Annotated in this window: 22 protein-coding genes and 1 tRNA gene; 9 read left to right on the top strand and 14 right to left on the bottom strand. The window is 50.8% G+C overall.

All coding sequences use genetic code 11. The annotated features are described in order from the left end of the window. Nucleotides 1-14 precede the first annotated feature (14 nt). Both BMY16_RS07335 and BMY16_RS07330 read right to left on the bottom strand, forming a co-directional pair. The gene (locus tag BMY16_RS07335) at nucleotides 15-2,036 is read right to left on the bottom strand and encodes a DUF4842 domain-containing protein (RefSeq protein WP_139207161.1); all 2,022 of its coding nucleotides are present in this window, start codon (nucleotides 2,034-2,036) and stop codon (nucleotides 15-17) included. Nucleotides 2,037-2,056: 20 nt separating this feature from the next. Continuing rightward, a tRNA-Ile gene (locus tag BMY16_RS07330) sits at nucleotides 2,057-2,130 on the bottom strand. 89 nt (nucleotides 2,131-2,219) lie between these two features. On the opposite strand from BMY16_RS07330, the gene BMY16_RS07325 reads away from it, so the two are divergent. Both BMY16_RS07325 and BMY16_RS07320 read left to right on the top strand, forming a co-directional pair. Further along, nucleotides 2,220-3,155 (top strand): bifunctional riboflavin kinase/FAD synthetase, encoded by a 936-nt coding sequence (locus BMY16_RS07325; RefSeq protein WP_091841278.1) that lies wholly within the window; start codon nucleotides 2,220-2,222, stop codon nucleotides 3,153-3,155. After that, on the top strand, nucleotides 3,152-3,910 hold the full coding sequence (locus tag BMY16_RS07320) for a CPBP family intramembrane glutamic endopeptidase (protein WP_091841276.1): 759 nt from the start codon (nucleotides 3,152-3,154) through the stop codon (nucleotides 3,908-3,910). Before BMY16_RS07325 ends, BMY16_RS07320 begins: the two co-directional genes overlap by 4 nt. Before the next feature lie 163 nt (nucleotides 3,911-4,073). On the opposite strand, the gene BMY16_RS07315 is transcribed toward BMY16_RS07320, so the two are convergent. The 8 genes from BMY16_RS07315 to BMY16_RS07280 form a co-directional block, all read right to left on the bottom strand. Then, entirely contained in the window at nucleotides 4,074-4,547 is a 474-nt protein-coding gene (locus tag BMY16_RS07315; protein WP_091841275.1) for a hypothetical protein, read from the bottom strand. Beyond that, nucleotides 4,537-5,055 (bottom strand): RNA polymerase sigma factor, encoded by a 519-nt coding sequence (locus BMY16_RS07310; RefSeq protein WP_091841273.1) that lies wholly within the window; start codon nucleotides 5,053-5,055, stop codon nucleotides 4,537-4,539. Before BMY16_RS07310 ends, BMY16_RS07315 begins: the two co-directional genes overlap by 11 nt. 67 nt (nucleotides 5,056-5,122) lie before the next feature. Next, nucleotides 5,123-5,896 carry an acetylglutamate kinase gene (gene argB / locus BMY16_RS07305; protein WP_091841272.1) on the bottom strand — a complete coding sequence of 258 codons (774 nt, stop codon included), beginning with the start codon at nucleotides 5,894-5,896 and terminating at the stop codon, nucleotides 5,123-5,125. A gap of 26 nt (nucleotides 5,897-5,922) precedes the next feature. Then, entirely contained in the window at nucleotides 5,923-7,815 is a 1,893-nt protein-coding gene (gene speA / locus BMY16_RS07300; RefSeq protein ID WP_091841270.1) for a biosynthetic arginine decarboxylase, read from the bottom strand. Between the two features lie 13 nt (nucleotides 7,816-7,828). Continuing rightward, nucleotides 7,829-8,356 (bottom strand): shikimate kinase, encoded by a 528-nt coding sequence (locus BMY16_RS07295; RefSeq protein ID WP_091841269.1) that lies wholly within the window; start codon nucleotides 8,354-8,356, stop codon nucleotides 7,829-7,831. Further along, nucleotides 8,353-10,665, bottom strand: coding sequence for a type I DNA topoisomerase (gene topA / locus BMY16_RS07290; protein WP_091841267.1), 2,313 nt, complete (start codon nucleotides 10,663-10,665; stop codon nucleotides 8,353-8,355). Before topA ends, BMY16_RS07295 begins: the two co-directional genes overlap by 4 nt. An 87-nt stretch (nucleotides 10,666-10,752) precedes the next feature. After that, nucleotides 10,753-11,286 carry an NUDIX domain-containing protein gene (locus BMY16_RS07285; RefSeq protein WP_091841265.1) on the bottom strand — a complete coding sequence of 178 codons (534 nt, stop codon included), beginning with the start codon at nucleotides 11,284-11,286 and terminating at the stop codon, nucleotides 10,753-10,755. 15 nt (nucleotides 11,287-11,301) lie between these two features. Then, nucleotides 11,302-12,756: a sialate O-acetylesterase gene (locus tag BMY16_RS07280; protein WP_091841264.1), complete on the bottom strand. Its 1,455-nt coding sequence runs from the start codon at nucleotides 12,754-12,756 to the stop codon at nucleotides 11,302-11,304. Between the two features lie 92 nt (nucleotides 12,757-12,848). Here BMY16_RS07280 and BMY16_RS07275 point away from each other — a divergent pair, with 92 nt between their 5' ends. The 3 genes from BMY16_RS07275 (at nucleotide 12,849) to BMY16_RS07265 (ending at nucleotide 16,473) form a co-directional block, all read left to right on the top strand. After that, nucleotides 12,849-13,697 (top strand): alpha/beta hydrolase, encoded by an 849-nt coding sequence (locus tag BMY16_RS07275; RefSeq protein WP_091841262.1) that lies wholly within the window; start codon nucleotides 12,849-12,851, stop codon nucleotides 13,695-13,697. Between the two features lie 90 nt (nucleotides 13,698-13,787). After that, a complete protein-coding gene (locus BMY16_RS07270; protein ID WP_091841261.1) occupies nucleotides 13,788-16,166 on the top strand; it encodes a SpoIIE family protein phosphatase in 2,379 nt (792 codons plus the stop codon). Between the two features lies 1 nt (nucleotide 16,167). Then, complete coding sequence (locus BMY16_RS07265) at nucleotides 16,168-16,473, top strand: STAS domain-containing protein (protein ID WP_091841259.1); 306 nt, start codon at nucleotides 16,168-16,170, stop codon at nucleotides 16,471-16,473. Here the strand turns inward: BMY16_RS07265 and BMY16_RS07260 are convergent. Next, a complete protein-coding gene (locus tag BMY16_RS07260) occupies nucleotides 16,466-17,368 on the bottom strand; it encodes a transporter substrate-binding domain-containing protein (RefSeq protein ID WP_091841258.1) in 903 nt (300 codons plus the stop codon). The genes BMY16_RS07265 and BMY16_RS07260 overlap by 8 nt on opposite strands. Further along, nucleotides 17,365-18,954, bottom strand: coding sequence for a transporter substrate-binding domain-containing protein (locus BMY16_RS07255; RefSeq protein WP_091841256.1), 1,590 nt, complete (start codon nucleotides 18,952-18,954; stop codon nucleotides 17,365-17,367). Before BMY16_RS07255 ends, BMY16_RS07260 begins: the two co-directional genes overlap by 4 nt. 206 nt (nucleotides 18,955-19,160) lie before the next feature. Between BMY16_RS07255 and BMY16_RS07250 the strand changes: the two genes are divergently transcribed. The 4 genes from BMY16_RS07250 (at nucleotide 19,161) to BMY16_RS07235 (ending at nucleotide 25,235) form a co-directional block, all read left to right on the top strand. Further along, a complete protein-coding gene (locus tag BMY16_RS07250; RefSeq protein WP_170836039.1) occupies nucleotides 19,161-20,873 on the top strand; it encodes a sensor histidine kinase in 1,713 nt (570 codons plus the stop codon). Between the two features lie 69 nt (nucleotides 20,874-20,942). Next, a complete protein-coding gene (locus BMY16_RS07245; protein ID WP_091841253.1) occupies nucleotides 20,943-22,436 on the top strand; it encodes a GH3 auxin-responsive promoter family protein in 1,494 nt (497 codons plus the stop codon). Beyond that, nucleotides 22,433-24,427 (top strand): Ig-like domain-containing protein, encoded by a 1,995-nt coding sequence (locus BMY16_RS07240; protein ID WP_091841252.1) that lies wholly within the window; start codon nucleotides 22,433-22,435, stop codon nucleotides 24,425-24,427. Before BMY16_RS07245 ends, BMY16_RS07240 begins: the two co-directional genes overlap by 4 nt. After that, a complete protein-coding gene (locus BMY16_RS07235) occupies nucleotides 24,411-25,235 on the top strand; it encodes a DUF3108 domain-containing protein (protein ID WP_244512972.1) in 825 nt (274 codons plus the stop codon). Before BMY16_RS07240 ends, BMY16_RS07235 begins: the two co-directional genes overlap by 17 nt. Before the next feature lies 1 nt (nucleotide 25,236). Here the strand turns inward: BMY16_RS07235 and BMY16_RS07230 are convergent, their stop codons facing one another. Together BMY16_RS07230 and BMY16_RS07225 are read right to left on the bottom strand one after the other, a co-directional pair. Continuing rightward, nucleotides 25,237-26,121: a hypothetical protein gene (locus BMY16_RS07230; RefSeq protein ID WP_139207160.1), complete on the bottom strand. Its 885-nt coding sequence runs from the start codon at nucleotides 26,119-26,121 to the stop codon at nucleotides 25,237-25,239. A 29-nt stretch (nucleotides 26,122-26,150) separates the two neighbouring features. Further along, nucleotides 26,151-26,336: a hypothetical protein gene (locus BMY16_RS07225; protein ID WP_091841249.1), complete on the bottom strand. Its 186-nt coding sequence runs from the start codon at nucleotides 26,334-26,336 to the stop codon at nucleotides 26,151-26,153. Nucleotides 26,337-26,384 lie beyond the last annotated feature (48 nt).

Genomic DNA, 26,384 nt, shown 5'->3' with positions numbered 1-26,384 from the left:
CTTTTCCTCTTTTCTTACCAACTGACGATTCTGCTGGAACTGGCATTCTTGCTATCGTACCAGTCAAGGGCAGATTGGGCATTATTGGCCCAGGTGCTGAAGTCTTTATAGGCCAGTCCGATATTCGAGCTCTCTTTTGGCCATAGCCATTTCCCCTGAGCATTACCACAGACGGCCAGGAAGAGAGGTGCATCCTCCGAATCGGTCGACTGTCTAAAGGTCGTTGAGGTGCCTGCCTTGTTGGTCTTGCGCAGTGAGAATGCCAGTTTGTCGATGGCTATGTTGGGATCGTTGATTGTAATCATTCCCAAGACTTCGGGAGAACGGGTCACGCTGTTGTTGTTGATTGTGGCAGAAGTGGCGATACCCATGGCCTCGTGGACCTCTTTACCGAAATCCTCACCATTATAGACGACGTTCATCTGCTGGTCACTGCCGATGGCTGCCACATTTACGGAAACGGTATAGGTGCCGTCGCCATTGTCGAAGGGCGTGCTGATACGCAGCACGAGGTCGTTATAGTCGAAGTCGCGTACATTGTAGTTGTCAGGAACCTCGAAGGCATAGAAGATGTAGTTGCTCTTTGGCGTATCAGGATTGCCTTCCAGGACATAGAAACAGGTCTGGCGATTGCCATCGATGCCTGTGCCGTTCACCCAACCAGCAAGGAGGTCAAGGTTTGAAGCACCCAGTGGCGTCTCAAACTGTACGTTGTCGAGCATGAACTCGTTGGCATTACCTGAGTTGGCACTGTATTGTGAGCAGCCCCCAGCCCTGAAGCGGGCATTGGCCTTGTATTTATCGCCAGAGGGACCCCATACGCCGTAGCCGCTGACGCTGATGTTTCCTCTACAGTTCAGGTAGGCATTGTTACCCATATAGAGCACGCTATTGCCATTGCCCTGAAGGGTGAGCGAACCGCAACGGATGTTACTGCCGTCATCCATACGGGTATTGTTGGCTAATGTCAGTTTACCAGTGATGTTAATGGTACCTGCGTTCATGATGGAGAGCGAGGTGCCATCGGCCTCAGAGAGATATGCTGAGTTGAGGTTGACGAATTCTGCTGTTGTGCCAGAGCCAGTAAGACGGGCATTCTGGATAGTTCCGCCATTATAGAAAGAACCGCTGGCAATGGCAATCTCTCCTGTAGAAATGGTGCCTTCGCTGTAGTTGTAGCCATCGGCCTCATTGGAGAACTCTACCGTTCCCTCGCCAGAAATCTCTCCGCCTTTCATCACGTAGATCCTGCCCATAACACTCGACTCGCCCTGAGGAGTGGTGGTCAGCTTAAAGCCTTTGGGGATAATGAGCTTTCCGCCCTGGCCCACGACAATCACGTTGCCACTGTTGATACGCTGGTCGAAGGTGAGTGTCCATTCAGAGGTGACATAGACCGACATATTGGTATGGGTACCCAGGAAGGGGATGAATCCTGAATAGCTGCTGCTGATCTTCAGGTGTGCCTCAGCATCCTCAGGCAATTCGGGATTGAGGTTGGCGATATCTATCAAGTCGCCTGTTGTGTATTTGGAGAGATCGGGTAGAGCCTTATAGGGAACGCTCCAATTGTTGCCGGTAGTGATAGACGGGATAGCTGTGGAGGTGTTGATGCTGCCACTGAATGTTACCTGACCGTTGATGACAGGCATACAGATGGCCTGCTTCTTGGCATCATAGCAGGCAGCATACAGCTGTTTGGCATTGACGGGCTGGGCCACAAAGATGGTCTTCGATTCACCGCTTTTCATAGTGGCCATGCCGAGATATGGGGTCGAGGTGCTGGTGGCCGGATGGGTGTGATAGATATATACGGTATATTCTTCGTCGGCCTTCAAGTTGACGTTAATGGTGACGGAGGTGTTTGTGGCCGTACTCCATGTCTGGTTAGGGTCGATATCCTTACCACCCATGACAAGTGCCCTGAAACTTTCTGTTATTTCCGGTTGACTGTAAGAACCTTGTTTGGAACAGCTGGTTGCCATCAACACAATAACAAGGGCAACCACATATTTAGTTAAAAAACTCTGCTTCATACGGCTGGCTTTTAGGAGAGTGGACCAGCCAGGGCTTGAACCTGGGACCTCCAGATTATGAGTCTGTTGCTCTAACCAACTGAGCTACAAGTCCGTGATTTGGGATGCAAAGTTACAGCAATTTCATTAAATATCCAAATTTTTTTGCGGAAATAACGAAAAAATGCTTAACTTTGCGCCCTTATGAGAACAATTTGTCTGAATCAGGGGCCTTTTCAGCTCTCTGAGAGTGTGGCAACCATCGGAGTCTTCGACGGTGTGCATGCAGGTCATCAGCTGCTGATCCGTATGGTCAGGGAAGAGGCTCGCAGCCGTGGTTTGTGTCCGATGGTCATCACCTTCGACCGTCAGCCTCGTCAGGTGCTTGATCCTACGTTCCGTCCTCAGGTGCTGACCACCCTGGAGGAGAAGGAGGCTATCATCGCCTCCCTTGGCGTAGAGACCCTGGTGGTGCTGCCTTTCACGAAGGACTTGGCTGCACTGACGGCTCGTGACTTTATGCAACAGGTGTTACGCCAGCAATTGCATGTGCAGACTCTCATCACTGGCTACGACAACCGTTTCGGCCGTAACCGTGCTGAAGGTTTCGACGATTATGTGCGTTATGGTCAGGAGCTGGGGATGCAGGTACTGCGTGGCGATAAGGAGCTGATGGCTGATGGCAGCTGTGCCGTGAGTTCGTCAGTGATTCGTCAGCTGTTGGCGGAAGAGGGGCGTGTCGACTTGATGCCACAGTGTCTCACACGTCAGTATCAGCTTTCGGGCCAGGTGATGCCAGGTGAGCATATCGGCCACCAGCTGGGATTCCCAACGGCCAATCTGGAGCCCCTTTCTGCAGATAAGCTGATTCCGGCCCCTGGGGTCTATGCTGTATGGGCCACACTTGAGGACGGCCAGCGGCGGGCTGCCATGATGAATATAGGTACGCGCCCCACGTTTGAGGGAAAGCGCCAGACGTTAGAGGTTAATATCCTCGACTTTGAAGGCAACCTCTATGGGCAGCAGGTGACCATCGCCTTTGTAACCCGTCTGCGCGAGGAACAGCGTTTCTCTTCCCCCGAGGCATTGGTGGCGCAACTGAAAGAAGACAAGGAAAGAGTAAGAAAGATATTGGTATGAAGAATGCTTTGATTTATGCGGTCATCTTTGGAGCCATCCAGGTGGTGGTGAGTTTCATCGTCCAGGGCGTCTGGACACTGGTGATGGGAAAAGACACGGTGATGAATGCCACAGGGCTGATCATCACGATGGCTGTGTTCAGTATACTTACGATGGCCGTGTTCCTGCTGGCTAAGTGGAGTGTGGTGTCGCGCCATTGGGTGCGTACCCGTCCTTGGTTTGTACTGTTCTGGTGTGTCGTGGCAGCTTTGGGTGCCATTGTGCCATCGGTATGGCTACAGGAGCACATGCCCGAATTGCCCAATGTGGTAGAGGGGGAATTCGATATGATCATGAAAGACCGCTGGGGCTATTTTGTCGTAGGCTTGCTGGCACCATTGGCCGAAGAGATGGTGTTCCGTGGGGCCATCCTGCGCAGTCTGCTCCGATGGAAACAGAATCCTTGGGTAGGCATCGCCATCTCGGCATTGCTCTTTGCCGTGGTCCACATGAACCCAGCCCAAATGCCGCATGCCTTCCTCATCGGACTGCTCTTGGGCTGGATGTATTGGCGTACGGACAGCATCGTGCCAGGGGTGGTCTATCACTGGGTGAACAATACGGTGGCTTACATTTTATATAATATCTATTCTGATCCCGACCTCACACTGGTCGAGATGTTTGGCAGCGAACAGAAGGTGCTGATGGCACTGGGCTTCTCGTTGCTTATCTTCCTGCCGTCGCTCTTTCAGTTGAATCAGCGGTTGGCGAAGTGAAAAGATAAAAGTGGAACCTCAAGAAAATGAAGTGGGCTGCTCCCGATATTCGGTGGCAGCCCGTTCTTCGTTGTTAGTATTTTCCAATGATTTGAGAGAATGAAACTTCACAGTTTCTTTTGTTTAATAATGATTGTTATAAAGAAAGCATAGAATTAATTTCTTACTCATAATAGGCAGGCTGTTCTGCAGGTGTCGTGGTCTTGGCACTGTCGGCAACGTTTTCTGCCTGGATGGTTCCCAGAGCGTTCACTGAGTCAACCTTCTGCTGGTGGAACTTGGCGTAGGCCTCTTTCGGATCTTCCCATCCGTAGTTCCATGGTGCTTGGGCAGCATTGCCTAAGGTCAGGACGATGGCCACGATGGCAGCAGCCTTGAACAACGGCATCAGACGGCTCGTCAGTGTCACGGTCTTTGCCTTGGGAGCCTCGCCTGTCATCTCCAGCATGCGGGCATCGAAATCGTCGCCTAAGCCTTCGGTTTTCTCTGCCTCGTAGGTGAAAAGGGCACTGTATTTCCTGAGATCCTCAGGAATATCAGGCTGACTGAAGAAGGTCTTCAGAATGGTCTCCTCCTGCAGGGTGGTCTCTCCCTGCCAGTAGCGCTCCAAGAGTTGTTCAATATACTTATAGTCCATATTCTTCTGTTTCTAAAAATTTCTGCCGGATGGTCTGGCGAGCTCGGAAGATGTTGATTTTCACCTGTTCCTCACTGATGTCCATGATCTGGGCGATTTCCTTATAGCTCTTCCCCTCAAAGTCTCGGAGCTGCATGGCACTTCGCTGTTTCTCCGGCAGAGCGTTGATGAGGCGGCGTATCAGCATGAGCTTGTCTTGCTGCATGGCCTGTTCCTCGGGATTGGATGCGTAGCTTTGGTCTGGAGCATCATGCTCACTTTCCTCTAAGCTTTGGTTCTGGTTCTCCATCTTCCGCATCTTGTCGAGCGAGATGTTCCGGCAGATGGTGAGGCAGAAGGCTTCTATCGATTCAATGTCATTCCATTGCTCCCTCTTGTTCCATACTTTAATCATTGTCTCCTGAACAATGTCTTCCGCCTCCGCAGGGTTGAGAGTGATGCGGAGGGCAAGCCTGTAGAGCTCATTTTTGAGCGGCAGGATATCATTCCGGAAACTGATTTTTTTCATCCTCTCTAATAGTAATGACGATTGAAACGGGGGAAAGTTACAAAAAGGCGAAAAAAATTTCGCCTTTTTATTGAATTACTGTACCAGCATGACCATCGATGGCCGTAGCAAGAGTGATAATGACACGGCCTACACCGGCGTCGATGGCTGCAAGGGCATTCTCAATCTTTGGCAGCATACCGCCACTGATGGTGCCGTCTTCCTTATATTTAATAAAGTCCGCGTGCGTGATGACGGGAATCACAGAGTCGTCGTCATCAGGATTGCTAAGCACACCTTTCTTCTCGAAGCTGAAGATCAGCGTAACATCGTAATAGGGTGCCAGGGCTTTGGCTGTTTCCGAGGCAATGGTGTCGGCATTGGTGTTGAGGATCGTTCCCTGACCATCGTGCGTCAGTGGAGCCATCACGGGGGTGATGCCTTCTTCGATAAGACGACTGAGCATCTGGCCATTGGCTTTGTCTACATCACCCACGAATCCATAGTCGATGCCATCCTTCAGGGGACGCTTGTGTGAACGGATAACGTCGATGTCGGCTCCCGTCAGTCCGAGGGCATTAACACCGTTGGCCTGCAGACGGGCCACAAGATTCTTGTTCACCAGACCGCCATAGACCATCGTTACTACGTTGAGCATCTCTGCATCGGTGATTCTGCGGCCATTCACCATCTTCGACTCGATGCCGAGGCTGGCAGCCACTTGTGTGGCGCGACGGCCTCCACCATGTACCAAAACCTTTTTCCCCTCAATGGCACTGAAGTCCTTGAGGAGCTGTGCGAGTTGGGCCTCGTCCTCGACAACGGCCCCACCTACCTTGACTATAGTCAGCTTCTCTTTCACCCTTTTACTTTCTTACCTTTTTACCTTTACTCCAGATAGGTATAGCCGTAGAGCCCAGAACGATAGTTCGAGAGGAATTCCTTGCCCTCTTCGAGTGAGATCTTACCCTGCTTCACACTCTTGGCCACCCAGACCTCCAACTGGCGTACCAGCTTTTTGGGATTGTACTGTACGTATTCGAGCACCTCCTCTACCGTCTCACCGTCGATGATCTGGTCGATGTGATAGGTGCCGTCCTTCTCAGAGATATGTACGGCATTGGTGTCGCCGAACAGGTTGTGCATGTCGCCCAAGATTTCCTGATAGGCACCCACGAGGAACACACCCAGATAATAAGGCTCGTTCTTCTTAAGTGCATGTACAGGCAGTGAATGGGTGTTATGACGATTCGTGGTGAAGTTGGCAATCTTACCGTCACTATCGCAGGTGATATCCTGGATGGTGGCGTTACGGGTTGGGCGCTCATCCAGACGCTGGAGGGGCATAATCGGGAATACTTGGTCGATGGCCCACGAGTCGCTGAGGCTCTGGAAGAGCGAGAAGTTGCAGAAATATTTATCCGCCAGGAGCTTGTCGATCTTCATCAGCTCCTCGGGGATATGTTTCAGACTTTTGGCAAGGGCATGGATCTCGTGACACACGCTCCAGTACATAGCCTCCACCTCGGCACGGGTCTTCAAGTCGACGATACCATGCGAGAAGAGGTCGAGTACTTCTTCACGAATCTGCTCAGCATCGTGCCAGTCTTCCAATACATTGCGTGGCGAGAGATTGTCCCAGATCTCATAGAGGTCCTTCACTAACTGATGTGAATTCTCGTCGGGCTCGAATTCCTCAGGCATCTCGGGCAGAGAGGCCGTCTCCAGCACGTCGATCACCAGCACTGAATGGTGAGCAGCCAGTGAGCGTCCGCTCTCAGTGATGATATTGGGGTGGGGCAGGTCGTTTTTGTTGGCGGCATCCACAAAGGTGTAGATACAATCGTTCACATACTCCTGGATGCTGTAGTTCACAGAGCTTTCGCTCGAAGGTGAACGGGTTCCGTCGTAGTCGACGCCAAGTCCGCCTCCGCAGTCTACGAAGTCTACGTTATATCCCATCTTGTGCAACTGGATATAGAACTGCGAGGCCTCCCTCAGGGCCGTCTGGATACGGCGTATCTTCGTAATCTGAGAACCGATATGGAAATGGATCAGTCGCAGACAGTCGCGCATGTCTTTCTTGTCGAGGAAATCGAGGGCCTCTAACAACTCAGAGCTTGTCAGTCCGAATTTCGAGGCGTCACCACCGCTCTCCTCCCATTTGCCAGAACCTGACGAGGCGAGTTTGATGCGGATACCGATGTTCGGACGGATGTTCATCTTCTTGGCCTCGCGGGCAATGATTTCCAGTTCGTTCATCTTCTCTACGACGATGAAGATCTGCTTGCCCATCTTCTGGGCCAGCAGGGCCAGTTCGATGTAGCTTTGGTCCTTATAGCCGTTGCACACGATGATGGAGTCACTCTGACACTGCATGGCTATCACGGCGTGGAGTTCGGGCTTTGAACCGGCCTCCAGACCGAGGTTGAACTTCCTGCCATGGGAAATAATCTCCTCTACCACAGGCTGCATCTGGTTTACCTTGATGGGATAGACCACATAGTTCTCACCTTTGTAGTCATATTCCTCTGAGGCTTTCTTAAAGCAGCTCCAGGTCTTCTCGATACGGTTGTCGAGAATGTCGGGGAAGCGCAACAATACTGGTGGCGTGACGTCGCGCAACGCCAGTTCGTCCATTACCTCACGCAAATCAATCTGCGTATTGTTCTTACACGGAGTGACGTAGACATCGCCCTTGTCGTTGATGCCAAAATACGAAGTGCCCCAACCGTTGATGTTGTAGAGCTCCTTCGAATCCTCAATGGTCCATTTCTTCATTTGTGTTGACGGTCTATAGGTTTAGTAATTCACGTATCTTCTGTACGCTGATTTTGATTTTCTCATAATTGTCCATCAGGCTTACGTCGAGGGTATACCTGGCTTTGGTGTAATAGGGCTCGCGCTTCTCCAGCTGTTCGCGGATGAAGGTGATGAGCTGTTCGGGCGTCTTGCCCTTCAGCAGGGGGCGCTCCGTCTTTCCCATCAGCAAGTGCTTGTACAGCACCTCGGGGTCGGCCTTCAGATATACCACCTTCCCCTGCTGGTTCAGGTAGTCCATGTTGTCGAAGAAGCAGGGCGTACCACCGCCACAGCTGATGATCACATCTTCAAACTCTGCCACTTCGTGCAGCATGTTGTACTCTATCTTGCGGAATCCCTCCTCGCCCTTCTCGGCAAATATCTGGGCTACCGTCTTGCGCATACGGCTCTCGATATACCAGTCAAGGTCGTAGAAGATAATACCCAGTTCCTTCGACAGCGCCTTTCCAACGGTAGTCTTCCCGGCGCCCATATAGCCTATCAGGATAATCCTCGTCATTTACGGTTGGTAGGTGTTGACTGGATAATCTTCATACACTCGCCGTACGTCAGTTCTGTCACCTTTTCGTGCAGGCTCTTAGGCAGACGGTAGTTCTTGCCATCATAAGTCAGGTATGGACCGTAACGGCCGTTCAGGATTTCCAACTTCGGGTCTTCAAGGAAGAACTTCATGTGTTTCTTGCTGTCTTGCTGACGCTTCTCCTGAATGAGTAGGATGGCATCATCGAGCGTGATGCCCATCGGGTCGGTACCCTTGGGAATCGAAGTGTACTGACGGTCGTGGAGGACATAGGGTCCGAAACGGCCGGCACCGATGGTAACGGGTTTACCCTCATACTCACCAATTTCACGGGGCAACTTAAACAGTTCCATAGCCTCGTCGATGGTAATGGTCTCCATGCTCTGTTCCTTGGGCAACTGGGCAAACAAGGGTTTCTCCCTGTCGTCGGCACTGCCAATCTGTACCACGGGGCCAAAACGGCCAATCTTCACAAATACCGGACGTCCCGTCTTGGGGTCGTTGCCCAAGAGGCGCTCACCAGCCTTGTGCTGCTGACGGCTGTTCATCGTTTCCTCCACCACGGGCTCGAAACTATTATAGAACTGCTTCATCATGTCCGTCCACATCTCGCCGCCTTCGGCAATCTTATCGAAGTCCTGCTCCACCTTGGCGGTGAAGTTGTAGTCCATAATATCCTTGAAATGCTCCATCAGGAAGTCGTTCACCACCATACCGATGTCAGTAGGCAACAATTTCCCCTTCTCCGAGCCGACAATCTCTTTTCGTGTCTTCTGTGTCACCTGCTTGCCCTTCAACTGCAGCAGCGTGTAGGAACGCTCCTCACCCTTCTTGTCGCCACGCTGCACATAGTCGCGTTGCTGGATGGTTGAGATGGTGGGTGCATAGGTAGAGGGGCGGCCGATGCCCAGTTCTTCCATCTTTTTCACGAGGCTGGCCTCGGTATAGCGCTGTGGTCCTGCACTGAATCGTTCCGTGGCAAGAATCTCCCGGCGTGTCAACTCCTGATCCTTTTTCATCGGAGGCAGGATATGACCGAACTCATCCTGCTGCTCGTCATCGTCTGACGACTCGCGATAGACCTTGATAAATCCGTCGAACTTCACCACCTCACCCTGGGCCACAAACATCTCGTTGGTGTTGCTTATCTGGATGTTCACGGTGGTCTTTTCAATCTCTGCATCTGCCATCTGGCTGGCGATGGTGCGCTTCCAGATCAGTTCATAGAGGCGTTTCTCCTGAGCCGTTCCGTCAATCTCCACCTGATCCATATAAGTGGGGCGGATGGCCTCGTGGGCCTCCTGGGCACCTTTGGCACTCGTGTGATACTGGCGTGTCTTACTGTATTTGTCGCCGTAGAGGTTCACAATTTCGTTCTTGCTGGCACTCAGACAGAGTTTCGAGAGGTTCACAGAGTCTGTACGCATATAAGTGATTCGTCCACTCTCATACAGGCGCTGGGCCACCATCATCGTCTGACTTACCGAGAAGCCCAGCTTACGGGCGGCCTCCTGCTGCAGGGTTGATGTGGTGAAGGGGGGTGCCGGTGTACGTTTCATGGGCTTCTTCGAGATGCTCTCCACAGTAAACGTAGCATCCTTACACTTCTCTAAGAACGCCATCACCTCGCCTTCCGTCTTGAAACGGCTGGCAAGCTGTGCCTTTACCTCTGAGGCGGAGCCATCGGCATTGGTAATGGCAAATATGCCACTTACACTGTAGTAAACCTCGCTTTGGAAGTTCTGTATCTCACGCTCACGCTCCACAATCAGTCTCACAGCCACACTCTGCACACGTCCGGCAGAGAGGGCGGGCTTAACCTTGCGCCAAAGTACTGGCGAGAGTTTAAAACCTACGATGCGGTCGAGCACACGACGTGCCTGCTGGGCATTCACCAGATTCATGTTCAGGTGGCGCGGATGCTCAATAGCTTCAAGGATGGCGGGTTTGGTGATTTCATGGAACACGATACGGTTCGTCTTCTGTTTGTCTAATCCCAGCACCTCGCAAAGGTGCCAGGATATAGCCTCTCCTTCACGGTCTTCATCGGATGCGAGCCATACCTTCTCTGCCTTGTCTGCCTTGCTGCGCAGATCGGCCACAAGCTTGGCCTTTTCTTCGGGAATCTCATATTCGGGCTCCAAAGTCCGATCGTCGATGCTCAGCTCACGCTTCTTCAAGTCACGGATGTGGCCATAGCTCGACATGACCTTAAAGTCCTTTCCAAGGAATTTTTCAATGGTCTTCGCCTTGGCAGGAGACTCCACAATCACTAAGTTCTTTTGCATATCTTACTCTTTTCTTTTTACTTTCGGGCTGCAAAAGTACATAAAAAAGTTGCTCCCACCTTATTTATATAGAGAATTTTTGTTTTATTAACAGTTTCGTGCCAGGAATCGGTGTACGGCTTGTCGGATAGACTTGAGTCCGAAGCGCTCCACATACACCTCCCTCAATGGCAACCATGTCAGCTCTGCGGCATCATCATCTGCGGCAACCTCTTGCCCGTCTTCGACATGGCAGAGGAAGAAGAGGTCGAGTGTGTGAATGTCCATGCCTGAGTAGCGGTATATGTTGGGTATAGAGAAAAGATATTCTACGCGGTCTGGCTTGATCTCAAGACCCGTCTCTTCCCTGATTTCACGTACCATACCCTCCTCTGCGGTCTCTGCATTGTCCACGAATCCGCCAGGCAGGTCCAGGGTACCCTTGGCAGGGTCCTTGGCACGACGCGCAATCAGCAGTTCCCCCTTACTGTTTAGGATGAATGCTGCCGTTGAGGCCCTCGGGTTCTGGTAGTATGTAAACCCGCAGTCATTACAATGCCTGCTTAATGCATTATGAATCTCAAAATTCTTACTCCCGCATTTCGGACAGAAGTGAAACAGTTCTAATGGATGATCTTTCATAACTCAAACGCCGTCTTACTCCCACTTGTCTGTTCTAAACGGAAAGAGTGGTAAGTTTCCTCCATTTTTTACGTTGCCAATCTGGAAATTCCTGAAACAATATCTCACTGCCACGGGCTTCTTTACTTCTGGAGACGAGATCTTAATGGCTTCGTCCCAATAACCGCCGCCCGGCTGCCAGAAGTGCTGGGCTTTTGCCGGATGGAACACTTTATCCTCACCCGCAATCTCAAAACCCTGTATGTCCTCAAAAGGTGCGTCCGTATGGTAGTTATGGTCCAGATGGATGAAGATGGCATCCTCCTTCACCAGCATGTCCTTATAGGTAGGACTCTCGTACATCAGTCCCTCGAAGCCGTAGTCACGGGCCAGTGCCGTATAGGCCAACCGCTCACCTACCTGCTGTTTTTGTGTGGGGTGGATTTGTGAGAACTCATAGGGATACACCAAATCGTTGGTACACACCAACGAACTGTTGGGGATGATTTGTGAGGCCTTGAACTGTTGCTCGCGTAACAGGGCACCGCTGATGGCGTTGTTGTCGTCATCATAACGGTAGGGTGCAATCTGCACGAAGTAAAAGGGAATCTCACCCAGACCGAATTGTCCTCTCCACTGGTCCACCAATAACTTCATACGCTCAGAATACTGGTCACCAGGGTCGCCCACGTTCGAGCAGCCTTGATAATAGAGGATTCCCTTCACCGTATAGTTCAGAATAGGGTTAAATGTGCCGTTGCCCCAAAGCAGTGATCGGTGGTAGTCCCACTGTGACCATTTCTTACAGATCTCTACCGAGTCTGTCGGGTCGTTGGTGTACTTCTCCAGATTCTCTTTTGTCAGCCAGCTTTCCGCGCGCGTACCTCCTTTATTAGCTTCAATGAGTCCGATGGGTATGTCGAGGGCCTCGTGCATCTTACGGGCGAAGAAATAACCCGTGGCCGAGAAGTCGCCTACAGTGTTTGGCGTGCACACCCGCCACGCACACTGGGCATCGTCCTGAGGTGTAGCACTCATCGTGCTTGGAATCTTCACGCTTCTCACGCCTGCATGCTTTTTGGCATCAACCACTACGTCATTATAGCCTTCCACGGGACACATCCAGAAGCCTTTTACCGGCATCTCCATGTTCGACTGTCCTGCACAGACCCACACCTCGCCGGCCAACACATTGTTGATGCTTACCTGCTCACCGTCGTCAAAAGTGATGCTGAGTGGCTCGTACGAAGCCTTGGGTGTCTTTACCTTTACCAACCAGCGTCCGTCCTTGTCAGCCTTTACCGTGGCTGTGGTCTCGCTCCATGAGGTTTTTACCTTCACTTGCTTTCCTGGTTCAGCCCAGCCCCAGAGGCGGACATCAGTCTGCTGTTGTATGACCATGTTGTCGCAGAGAATGTGCGGCAGCCTTACCTTCGCCTCAACACCGATAGCCAGTGCCATGAGTGCCACAATTAAGAGAATTTTTTTCATTTTTGGGTTTTTAAGTTTTTTTTCAGCGGACAAAGGTACGAAAAAATAATTAATTTTATTATCTTTGCACCCAAAAATATACAAATCCAACAATGAAAAGTCTAAAAACAGTATTCACCGCGTTATTGCTGACCTGTTCGGCAGCCGCCTATTCACAAAAAGGAACAACGATGGAATTATGGCCCAAAGGGGCAACAGTGGTCAGCCCTGATACTAACGACCACGCAGAAATAACTGTTTATCTGCCTGATGCCAAGCGTGCCACGGGGCGTGCTGTGGTCTGCTGCCCTGGCGGTGGATATACACATCTTGCCATGGATCATGAGGGTCACCAGTGGGCTACATTCTTCAATAATCAGGGTATCGCCTTTATTGTGCTTAAATACCGTATGCCTCACGGCAATCGCCTTATCCCAATCTCCGATGCCGAAGAGGCCATGAAGACTGTGCGTCGCCATGCCGCCGAGTGGCATGTTAATGTCAATGACGTGGGCATTATGGGCTTCTCTGCAGGTGGACACCTCGCCTCCACCATCGCCACCCATGCCTCTGGCGATGCCGCGCCCAACTTCCAGATTCTCTTCTATCCGGTCATCACCATGGATCTCGGTTTCACCCATAAGGGCTCTCATGATAATTTCCTCGGCTCCTTCACTGACGGCAAGAAAGACCAGAAAGAACTGAGAAGACTTGAGGCGGAGTTCAGTAATGAGCTGCAGGTTAACCGTAATACCTCGCGCGCCTTCCTCGCCCTCAGCGACGACGACAAGGCTGTGCCAGCCGCCAACGGTTTTAATTACTATCAACAACTCTATAAATACGACGTGCCCGCCTCTATCCACATCTACCCCTCAGGCGGTCATGGCTGGGGCTATCGCGAGTCGTTCCCCTTCCATTACAATGTCATCTTCGAGCTGCAAGCTTGGCTCCAGAGTTTCTGAAAAAGCATTTTTTTGCAAAAAGATTTGGTACTTTGCTTGAAAAACCATATCTTTGCAGTTGTTTAGAACAGCTGCAAACTTTTTGATGCAATGGAGAAGTTAACGCTTGCGAACAGATTAAGTATCAGGATCATGGCTGTGTTGATTGTCATGTCGGCGGCCATCATGCTGCTCGTGTATTTTATCACACGACAGTCGATGGCCCGTGAGGTGGAGTCGCGCTACGAAAGTGTCATCCTGCATGCAAATGAGAAGATTCGTGGTGTGCTCTCGGACGTTTACGTGGCGGCCATCAACAATATCAATGTCATTGAGAGCGACCTCGACAATCCAGATAAGTTGCAGATTCATTTGGAACGGATGGTGAGTGACAACATGTATATGTCGAGTTGCAGACTGATCTTCGAGCCGGACGTGTTTCCCGCTAAGGGGCAGAACTTTGAGATCTATGCTTGGCGTGATTCGACAGGTAAGGTGCATAGCCGTCAGATGAACGAGGATCATCCGGACTTCCTGATACACGACTGGTACAGGGCTGCCTTCGACAATAAGGAAGGTGATTGGACACCGCCTTATTTCGATAGAGCGGCCTCACAACAGTTGACGACGACGTATATGACCCACATTAGGGACCATAAGGGGCGACGTGTAGGTATGCTGGGTGCCGACGTATCGCTGGAGTGGCTGCGTGAACGAACCAAGCGTATTGATACGGAAAACCACGAGCGGTTCGAGAGGGATTTTAAGGAAAAGTCGTACAGCTTCGTCATCGACCACGATGGAACGTTTTTGATTCACCCCGACGAGAATCGGGTGCTGAAGCAGAAACTGCAAGATATGACGGTGAAGACACCTAGTTTAAAGGATGATCTGATGGTGCGCCAGATGATGGCGGGTTCGAGTGGAACCGTAAGACTGGAGGATGAGGGCATTGACTTATGGGTGTTTTACTCGTTCGTGAAATATGCGGACTGGACAGTGGCTGTGGTGGTGCCAACCAGCATCATCTATCATAATGGTGACGTGTTGGCTTCAATGATCTTAGCTGTATTCTTTGTGGGCCTGCTACTGATTTATTTCCTTTGCAGCCATTATATCCGGAAAAACATGAGGCCGCTGAAGCGGTTTGTAATGGCTGCTGATGAACTGGCACAAGGAAACTTCGACATTGAGTTGCCGGAGGTGAGGAGCCGTGAGATTGACGCCCTGCGTAATGCTTTCAAGGATATGCAGGCCTCGCTGACGAAATATATTGGAGAACTTCAGGAAACAACGGCCTCGAAGGCTGCAATGGAGCAGGAGCTGAAGATTGCCAGTGACATTCAGATGCGGATGCTGCCGAAGAGCTATCCTCCCTTCCCCGAACGTACCGACATAGATATTTATGGTGAGGTGGTGACGGCCAAAGAGGTGGGTGGCGACTTGTTCGACTTCTTCATTCGCGACGAAAAACTCTTCTTCAGCATCGGCGATGTGGCCGGTAAGGGTGTGCCGGCCTCGCTGTTAATGGCGGTGGCGCGTTCGATGTTCCGCAGTGCATCAATGCAGTACACCTCACCCAAGCAGATTGTGGAGTCGATCAACAGGTCGGTATGCCAAAGTAACGACTCGTATATGTTCGTAACGCTATTTATGGGTGTGCTCGACCTGGCCAGTGGAAAGCTGCTTTATGCGAATGCGGGGCATGAGCCACCCGTGCTGGTGGGTTCTAACACCCGATTCCTGCCTGTGCAGAACAATATTCCATTGGGCTTGCGTCCGGAATGGGAGTACACCGAGCAAGAGGTGACCATCATTTCCGGCACGACGCTGTTCCTCTATACCGACGGATTCACTGAGGCGGAGACTGTGGACAACAAGCAGTATGGCCGAGACCGAATGTTCAAGGAGGCAATCCGATTGGCGGCTAGGCGACTTGACTCACGTACTTTCGTGAAAGACATCCGACAGACGGAGCGAACTTTTGTGGGTGGAATACCCCAGATGGACGACATCTCACTGCTGGCTATCAAATACCGCGGAAAGGTAGACCCGAAGATTTATTACCGGAGCATCCTACTTAACAACGATGTGCAGGAGGTGCCGGTGCTGACAGTGTTTATCGGGGGTATCTGCGATGACATGCGTTTCGATGACATGTCGAGAGCCGGTGTCCATTTGGCCATCGAAGAAGCCGTTGTAAACGTAATGAACTATGCTTACAAGAAAGGTGAAAGAGGCGATATCCATTTAGAGGTGACAGCCGATGAGACGACCATCGCCTTTGTACTCAAGGACAGCGGTGTGCCCTTCGATCCTACTATCATGCCTGAGGTTGACGTGCATAATCATGTGGCCAAACGCTCTGTTGGCGGATTGGGTATCCACCTGATACGTCACTATATGGACGAAGTGAGCTATCAGTACACTGATGGACACAACGTGTTAACAATGAAGAAGAATCTGAAATCAAATAATAACACAAAGTAATATGGAAGCAACAATCAGAAAGGATGACGGCCACCGGGTAACCTTGATTCTGGACGGGCGCCTGGACACCTCGGTGACACAACAGACAGAGAAAGAAGTGGAGCCGATCTTTAACTATGAGAACTATGAGATCGTCATCGACTGTAGCCGACTTGAGTATATTTCATCGAGTGGACTGCGACTGCTCATGGCCATTAACCAACGTTGCTGTGCCAACCATTGCGACCTTTATATCAAGGGCCTGCGGGCAGAGGTGTACGATGTATTTCAGACCACAGGATTTGTACACCTGTTCCAGTTTAAGTAGCATTTGGGCGCCGAATAGCGACAAAGTAATTAGTCACCTCACCATCTGCATTGTATAGCGGCTGGCGGTAGGAGGAGATATCTTTGCCATCGAGCAATCGCATGGCGTCGTTTTTTGTAATCAGATGGCCGTTGTGGTCATAGAACGAGATGGCGACAAAGGGGTTGCTGAGGATAGCCTCATACTTGTGGATGAGGTCATGGGCAGCCTGATTGTCCTCAATATCATAGTAATGATCCACGTTTGGAGCTTGACTGACCATCCCTTTGAGTACAGCCGTGTTGCGATGAATATGGTGGATGAAAAGCATGAATATTATCGTGACCAACAGGACTAAGGCCGCAATGCCAAGCAGCCCCTTGGCGATGTAGAGAGCTATAGGTTGCGCTTCGGGTATAGAGTCCTCAGGATGGGCCCAACGCTTCTGGATGGCAGCAATGTCGCCACTCTCTTTCATGCGTGTAAACTGATCGTCAATTTGTTCTATGAGCTGGTGGTCTTTGCCGATAAAGCGGATCTCGGCCACGGAGTCTTCGTTGGCGTAGAAGTAGTAGATGACATTCTTTGAAATGAAATAGGCGGGATTGTTGTAACTCCGGCTATCGGAGAGGATGATGTCAGCATCACCGCGCTCAAAGGCTTGGCGGGTTCCGGCCATATGCTTCATCACAATCCTGCAGGGTAGTCCCATCTTTTCAGTGATGGTCTTGGAAATGGCAACGCAACTGCCAGAAGGTTCGTCCTTGTAGTTGATGAACATATAGGGCGGGTGCTCATTGTCACAGGCAATGACGACGGGGCGTTGTTTGCTGTATCTCTCGGTCAGTGACTGAGCCGAAACCTGAAGAATACCAGCCAGAAGCAGGACCGAAAAGGTGATATATCGGAGTCTCATACGCAGAAAACAAATAAACCTATCAATTCTTTTTTGTCATTGTATATCGCCTTCATCTGGAAGTCGACGGTGTGACTACCTGTGGTCATAGAACCGCGGTGGCCGTCAGCCTCCTCTAGGTTGGTGAAAGAGGTGTGGAAGAGATCATTGATGTGTACGCGATTCTTGACCATCTCGTCGATGTCACACTCAAGCAGTTCGCTGGCTTTGGGATTGGCGTTCTGTAACACGCCTTCATTATTGAATAAGATGTTACCCGACTCGTCGTTGTAGAATACCGAGAGGTAGCGCAGCGAGCGCTCTGCATTAATACGCTTGAGACGATGCTCTTTGGTAATGTCGCGCTTGACAGCAACGATGACGGTGGGTCTTCTCTTTCTGTTGCGCTGTAGAATGGTGAGGTTGACGATGAAGTCGTGGAGTTCCATGTCGCCATACTCCGTATCCTTGGCTCTCAGCTCAAGAGTCTCTTCCTGTACTTCATGTCCCCTGTTGTCTTTATGACGGGTGACGAGCCGGTCAATGGCGTCTGTCAGCTGTGCGGCATCGTCTTTGTTGTAACGTTTCATGAAGTCATTGGCACTAAAGGCAACGGAGGGTGCCCCGGTCTTGTCATACCACACGTACTGGTCCTTTTGAACGAGGTAGATCCAAAAGCGTATCTTACCGTTCTGGGTAATTTGGGAGATCTGCGAAGATAGTGTCTGGTGTTCAGCTGACGCTTGACGTTTATTATTCCTTATGCGTAGGAATAGATAGAGGACAAAGGCGAGCACCAGTAGTGCCAGACCTGCCAGATACCACTCCCAAATAGGGCGTCCGGGCTCCTTACGGTCGGGATAGAGCCATTTCTGCTCGAGCGGCAACAGCTGTCCAGTGGCGTTGAGCTCGGCATAGGTCTTGTCGATAAGGTCGAGCAGGCGCTGGTCGGAAGCTAGGAACTTGGTTTCGCCATAGGGCATGTTCACGGGGGTGAGCTCCAGGTTGTCGAGATGATAGTGGTTGATGAGCCATTTCAGCGTGAGGGTGTTCCATACAATTTGCCCCTCCTTCTTATCATTGACCTCCTGGATGGCCTTGGTCATATCGTGGGTTACAATGGCACGATCACCCCAGCCATAGTCTACCATCAGGTGATGACACAGGCTAGAGTCCTTCACCATGACCTGTTGGTTCTTAAGGTCGCCGAAATTCTTGATGGTCACCTTCTTGTTTTTGGGGGTGGCGACACTCTGGGTGAGCAAGGTAATGGTTGTGCGGCCATAATGACCGAACTTCTTTTCATAGACGTCAGCCAAGCCGAGGATAAGGTCGGCACGGCCTTCTTTCAGGTCTTGAAGCACTTCCTGGTGGTTTTTCAGGCGGATTTCATATGGGATGTGAAGTTCGTTCATCAGCAGGCGGATCAGGTCAATACAATATCCCTCTGGCTCGCCCTTCTCATTTAGGAAAGAATAGGGCCAAATGCTCTCTGAGTCTTCAATAATCAGAGTCTTCTCCACAGGATAAACCTGAGCGCTGTCCGTCTGGGCGTAAACATTGCTGATGAGTAGTGTGCACAATAAGATTATCAACAATCTGTTCATCTTTATATGGCTTCCTATTAAAAAAAGTTTTGCAAAGATAAATTATTTTTCTGATAAAACCAAATGAATTTAAATATTTTTTTGTACCTTTGCCAACGGAATCAATCCGCAAAAATAGTAATTGTCAGTAAAAAAAAACAGACATTATGAAACTAAAGACTAACTTTTTGGTATTAACCGCAATCTGCCTAACTAGCCTAAACGCCATGGCTCAGGACCATCTCTACATCATGAAGATGCAGTCGGAAATGTTGCGACTAATCAGCACAGATGACAAAGACAAGTTTTATGAGGTGACCGAGGCGCTGAAAGCTGAATGCCAGAAAATAGGCGATGAGCGACTGTTCTACACCGCGTGGGGTAACCTGTCTACCTATGAGGCTACGCACCAGAACTATATGAAGGCTGACGATATAGCCAATCAGATTGCCGAATATGCTGAAGGGCAAAACAGCTATTGGGGAAACTATGTCGCCCTGCATGTAAAGGCGGTGAACGCCTTGCAGAAGCAGGACTATGAAGAGGCTGAGGGGGGATTCCTGAAAGCCGTGGACTTCCGACATAAATACTTCCCCGGCGAGAGTGCGGGCGACGACCTGCAGGAGCTGATGAAGATTGCCAACCACCGCAAGGACCAGAAGGCTGGATTAAAGTATGCCCGTCAGATATTGGCAGAGCCGAACGTGGCGCCCATCCATAAAGGAAGGGCCCTGTTCCGTCTGAGTCAGTTTGCCTTCAACCAGAACAAGAAGGAGCTCTACGACAGCATCTACGACGAACTTAAAGCCCTAAAAGAGAGCGACGGCATAGGTACCATCGAACCAGTGGTGGAAGTGAACTACCATATTATCAATGGCAATTATGAAGAGGCCTTACGCCTCTGTCAGGATCTCTCACCCGAGAGCCGGGCTGAGCGCATGGCCGTGATTTACCACCGCATGGGCAACAACGACAAGGCCTATGAATATATGGCGAAGTTCAAGAAGATCAACGACTCGATAGTCTTGGTGTCGCATGGCAACGTGGTGGCGAGCTGTTATGTTCAGATGAACAATGAGCGCATGAAACTGGAGCAGAAACTGTTGGAAGAAGAGAGTGAAAAATGGAAACGACTGTTCTTCTATACACTATTTGGTGCCGTAGTGCTCATTCTGGCCATCGTCATCTGGCAGCACCATATGCGCATCAAGCGCCTGGAGAAGGAGAATGCCCGACTTGAAAAGGCCCGGAAGAAAGCCGAGGAGGCCTTCGACATGAAGAATGAGTTTATCAACAATATCACCAACGAGTTGCGGGCACCACTGAACCCCATTGAGGGCTTCTCGGATATCCTTGGCATGAAGGACATGGAACTGCAGCCTGAGGAGCGTGAGGAACTGACCCAGCATATTAAGATGAGTTCGAAGCATATCACGAAGATCATCGACGAGCTGGCCGAGCTGTCGCTCTATGAGAGTAAGAAGTCACTACCGAAGAACTACACCATTTCGCCCAATCATCTCTGCCGTCACATGGTCGACAGTATGCGCCCCCATTGTAAGGAGGGCGTAAGGATGTTCTTTGAATCCGAACTGTCTGATGATTATGCCGTAGAGACCAACTATGAGGCGATTGAAGCACTGTTGAGACATCTGCTCGATAACGCTATACAGTACACGGATCAGGGCGTCATCACATTGTCCATCACAGAGTATGGCGACATGGTGCGCACCAGTGTGACGGATACCGGTAGAGGCATACCGCCAGAGCGTCGTGAGCATGTGTTCGACACCTTCCGTGAACTGGGCGAGAACGTCAAGCTGAATGGTCTTGGTATGCCCATCTGCAAGGCCATCGTCAAGCTGTTGGGAGGTAAGATATGGCTCGATCCCGATTATACCGAAGGCTCGCGCTTTATCTTCGATTTGCCGAAGAAGTGATAAAAAAATGTAATTTTTTCCCGTGTTACAAAACTTTAGCGTAATTTTGCACCAAAAATTACGCTAAAGATGAGTCTGACTCAGATTGTAGGAAAAGTTTTTGTACCTCGTCAGCATGCCCTCGAACGGTATCAGCAGGAGGGTGAGGCCTTGCAGCGGGCAGTGCTCAACCATCTGATACAGTCGGCCAAGGATACGGAGTACGGCCGAAACCATGCGTTTGCGGCCGTGAAGGGCTATGACGACTTTATTAGTCAGGTGCCTGTCAATACCTATGAGGAACTGAAGGGCGATATCGACCGTATGCGTCAGGGCGAGACGGATATCCTCTGGCCAGGGCGTGTGAAGTGGTATGCCAAATCCTCAGGAACCACCAACGACAAGTCGAAGTTCATCCCTGTGAGCAACGAGGGATTACAGAAGATACACTATGCTGGCGGCCGTGATTCGGTGGCTATCTACCTGAGAAACAATCCCCAGTCGAGGATGTTCGACGGCAAGGGGCTGATTCTCGGCGGCAGCCATGCCCCGAACTATAACCTCAAGGACTCACTGGTGGGCGATCTCAGTGCCATCCTTATCGAGAACATCAATCCGCTGGTCAACCTGGTGCGTGTGCCCAAGAAGCAGACAGCCCTGCTTTCCGACTTCGAGGTGAAGCGCGAACGTATTGCCAAGGAGGCAATGAACAAGAACGTGACGAATATCTCGGGTGTGCCCTCATGGATGCTTTCCGTATTGACCTGTATGATGGAGATGACAGGCAAGAAGCATCTCGAAGAAGTGTGGCCCAACATTGAGGTGTTCTTCCACGGCGGCGTGGCCTTTACGCCATACCGTAAACAGTACGAGCAACTGATTACCTCGCCCCGTATGCATTATATGGAGACCTATAATGCCAGCGAGGGCTTCTTTGGCATTCAGGACGACCCGGCAGACAAGTCAATGCTGCTGATGCTCGATTACGGTGTGTTCTATGAGTTTATTCCTATGGACGGTGGCGACCCCGTTCCCCTTTGGGGCGTGGAGACGGGAAAGAACTATGCGATGGTGATCTCCACCTCGTGTGGCCTTTGGCGCTATGAGATTGGCGACACAGTCCAGTTTACGTCGACCAATCCCTATAAGTTCATCATCTCCGGGCGCACGAAACACTTCATCAATGCCTTTGGCGAGGAGTTGATTGTCGACAATGCCGAGCAGGGTCTGGCCTATGCTTGTGAGCAGACGGGTGCCGAGGTGCTGGAATATACGGCTGCCCCTGTGTTTATGGATGCTAATGCGAAGTGCCGCCACCAGTGGCTCATCGAGTTCTCGAAGCGTCCACAGGATATGCAGCAGTTCGCAGACCTGCTCGACAAGCGGCTACAGGAAATCAATAGCGACTACGAGGCCAAGCGTTATAAGGACATCACGCTCCAGCACCTGGAGATTATCGAGGCCCGTCCGAATCTCTTCAACGACTGGCTGAAGATGCGTGGTAAGCTCGGCGGTCAGCACAAGGTGCCCCGTCTCAGCAACAGCCGCGATAGTATTGATCAATTACTGAAACTCAACGCATGAAGAAGCTGGTTTATATATTCTGTGTGGTTTGTGCCATCGTCTCCTGCGCCCGAATGGGTAGTCCTGATGGTGGCTGGTATGACGATGACCCGCCCATAGTGGTGAGCAGTTCGCCTGCTGACCAGTCGGTGAACGTTAATTCCAAGAAGATCACCATTTTCTTCAATGAATATATCAAGCTCGAGGATGCTACGAGCAAGGTCATCGTGTCGCCCCCACAGCTGGAAATGCCCGAGATCAAGGCCTCAGGAAAGCGGGTGATTGTGGAGCTTCAGGACTCGTTGAAGCCCAACACCACCTATACCATCGACTTTAGCGATGCCATCAGCGACAACAATGAGGGCAATCCTATGGGCTCATTCACCTATAGCTTTTCCACGGGTGAGCAGATCGACACTTTCGAAGTGTCGGGCTATGTGCTTGATGCCAGCAACCTGGAGCCTGTCAAGGGAATCTCCGTCGGTCTCTATGACGACCTCGCCGACTCGGCCTTCAAGACCAAGCCAATGCTCCGTGTGTCGCGTTCCGACAGCCGGGGCCGCTTCGTCATCAAGGGTATCGCTCCCGGCACCTATCGTGCCTATGCCCTGCAGGATGTTGACGGCGATTTCCGCTTCTCGCAGAAGAGTGAGATGATAGCCTTCAGCCACGATACATTCTCGCCCAGCTCGAAACCCGACATCAGGGTAGATACCGTATGGCGCGACTCCCTGCACATTGACCGGCTGTTGCAAGTGCCCTATACCCACTTCCTGCCCGACGACATCACCTTGCTTGCCTTCACGCAGACGCTCACCGACCGCTATCTCATCAAGACCGAGCGTGCGGAGGCCGAAAAATTCTCGATGTATTTCAGCTACGGCCATGAGGAACTGCCAAAGATCAAAGGTCTGAACTTTGATGCCGACAGCGCTTTTGTCGTGGAAACTGGTGAGAAGCAGGATACTATCCATTTCTGGCTGCGCGACACCGCTCTTGTCAATCAGGATACCCTCCGCATGGAGATTTCGTATATGATGACCGACACCTTGGGTAACCTGGTGGCTCAGACTGATACCCTCGATGCCGTCGCCAAGACCTCGTACGAGAAGCGTCAGAAGGCGCTTGCCAAAGATATGGAACAGTGGCAGAAGGATCAGGACAAACGTAAGAAGCGCGGAGAGAAATACGATTCCATCTATCCCGCGAAGCCTTTGGACGTCAAGATCAGCGTCCCCTCGGCCATAGACCCTGCTGACAAAATAACGATGGAGACCCCCGTGCCGTTATCGCGTTGCGACACCTCGGCCATACACCTCTATTCGATGATCGACTCCGTATGGTATGAGTCCACTTGCAAGATGGTGCCCGTACCCCACAACCTCCGACGGTATGAGATACTTGCTGACTGGCGCCAGGGTATTGAGTACAGTCTTGAAATCGACTCAGCTGCCTTTGAGGATATCTACGGCCATGTGTCTGCCCCCTTCAAACAAGGACTGAAAGTAAATAGCGAAGAAGACTTCTGCAGTCTGAAGCTCACCCTCTCTGGCCTTGCCGACGACTCGTTGGCCATCGTCCAGTTGCTCAACAGCTCCGATGCCCCCATCAAGGAAATGTATGCTAAAAACCATGAGGCCCTGTTCACGTTCGTCAAGCCCGGCCAGTACTATGTGCGTGTTTTCATCGACCGCAACGGCAACGGTCTTTGGGATACAGGTGATTATGGTGCCGACCTACAGGCTGAATCCATGTACTACTACCCCCGTGAGATTGAGTGTAAGGAGAAGTGGGATGTGTCGCAAGTGTGGGATGTCAGTGCCACGCCGCGCTATCGTCAGAAGCCCGGCAAGATTACCAAGCAGAAGCCTGATGCTGAGAAGAAGTTGAAGAACCGTAATATCAAGCGTGCCGAGGAGTTAGGCATTACCTATAATAAAATAGAGGTAAAAAAAGAAAAAGGTAAAAAATCAGAAAAGAAATCAGACAAGAAAGATGGAGAAAATGAATAAGACGATGCGCACATGGCTTCTATGCCTTTATGCCTTACTGCCTTTAGCCTCTTTGGCTCAATGTGGTATAGAGAACACAGCCTTTAAGAGTGGTGAGTCTCTGAGCTACGAACTCTTCTTCAACTGGAAGTTCATCTGGATGAGGGTAGGTACGGCGCAGATGGATACGAAGATGACCAAGTTTGAGGGCAAGGATGCCTGGATGTCATATCTCATCACGCGAGGCAATGAAAAGCTCGACAAGTACTTTACCATGCGCGACACGCTGATGTCATACTGCAACCCTGACCTGTCGCCCCTCTACTTCCGCAAAGGGGCCCGTGAGGGAGACCGCTACTATGTCGACGAGATATGGTACAGCTATCCCAACAGCTTCTGCCAGCTGAAGAAGCACCGCATCGCTGCCGATGGCGAACATACGTGGAAGACCTCTACCTATCGTTCCTGTATCTATGATATGATGTCGATCTTCCTCCGTGCCCGTAACTTCGACGGTGCCAAGATGAAGAAGGGCGAGGTGATCCCCATGCCTATCAGCGATGCCAAGAGCCTGACTAATTCGTGGCTGGAGTACCGAGGCAAGGAGAACTTCAAGATGAATGATTCGAAGGAGAAGTTCCGTTGCCTGGTGTTCTCGTTCTATGAGCGCGATGAGGGTAAGACCCATGAGCTCATCCGCTTCTACATCACCGATGATCAGAATCATATACCAGTACGCCTCGACATGTTCCTTTCGTTCGGAAGTGCCAAGGCGTACCTGAAGTCGTATAAGGGTGTCCGCAGTCCAATGACCTCGAGGATCAAATGATTTATTTGGCAAGACTTATTACCTTAAGTTGTTCACCATCATCGATGGCGGCCTTTATCTCCTTAGCACCGCTCTGCACCTTGCAGCGACTGATGTCGTCGCCCTCTACAGCCTCAATCTTCAGTTTGCCTATTTGTGTTTTTGCCTCACGACCGGCGATAGTCTTCACTTTATAGACACCCATGTGCAAACCAACGAAAGCACCTTCGTTGCTACCAAGATCGATATATACTTCTTTCTGCTTGTCCTTCTTGGCAGCACCGCCTTCTATAATGTTGGCACGTATCGGACGGTAATTGTTGAGCCAGGCGGCGATGCGGTTTGAGAGTCCATTGAGCGCATCCAGGATGGCCTTACCGGAGGTTGAATAAGATGAAGCTGAGGTTCCCTGACCTTTAAACGAGGGATTGGCCAAGATTTCACCCGTCTTGGCATCCTTCAGTGTAAGCATCACCTCAGCCACGCCCGTATATGTGGTGGATACCTGTGTCTTGTCGTTCTTATCCTTCCATGTGCGGCTGCTTGAATTGGACATTATATTGGTGATGATGGCATCGACCACAAGGTTGCCTTCTTCCGTAACATCGTCCAACTGCACCAGTCCGTCGTTGTATCTGAAGCGGTAGGCACCAGAGAGCCCCTTGATGATAGCGTTCTTAACATCATCTTCATACTCGGTAGCCTGTACAGAGGTCTGTCCAGTCAGTGCGCCACTGAGAATCTTGCCTACAGCATCACCCGCCGACATCTTCTCGTCGTGGTGGGCATATTGTACGTTGTTCAACGTAATCCTATACGTCCGGTTCCTGTCCGTTGGTTCGTCTTGGCCAAAGATGGATATTGTGCAGCAAAGGACGGCTGCGAGCGTCATCATAATCTTTTTCATACTCTTCATGTTTTTATTGTTATACCTTATTAATATATACCGTTTTCGTTTAATTTCTCGTGCAGACGGAAATTCTCGCGGATGAAGCGCACCAGCATGTGCTGGCTGTCGGAGAGCCGCCAGCGGTAATAGATAAGCCCCAGGATGAGCAGTACGGTCAACAGCAGGAAAGCCGTTGCCAGAGCGCCAATGATGATAAATGTGATGTCAGTCATTTTTTCTATGTTTGAATACGGATGCAAAGGTAGTGGGAAAGACCGAAA

It is taken from the genome of Prevotella sp. ne3005, assembly GCF_900110085.1.
Lineage (GTDB): Bacteria > Bacteroidota > Bacteroidia > Bacteroidales > Bacteroidaceae > Prevotella.
Note: the sequence above shows the minus strand (reverse complement) of the source record. Positions and strands in the feature narration are given on the sequence as shown.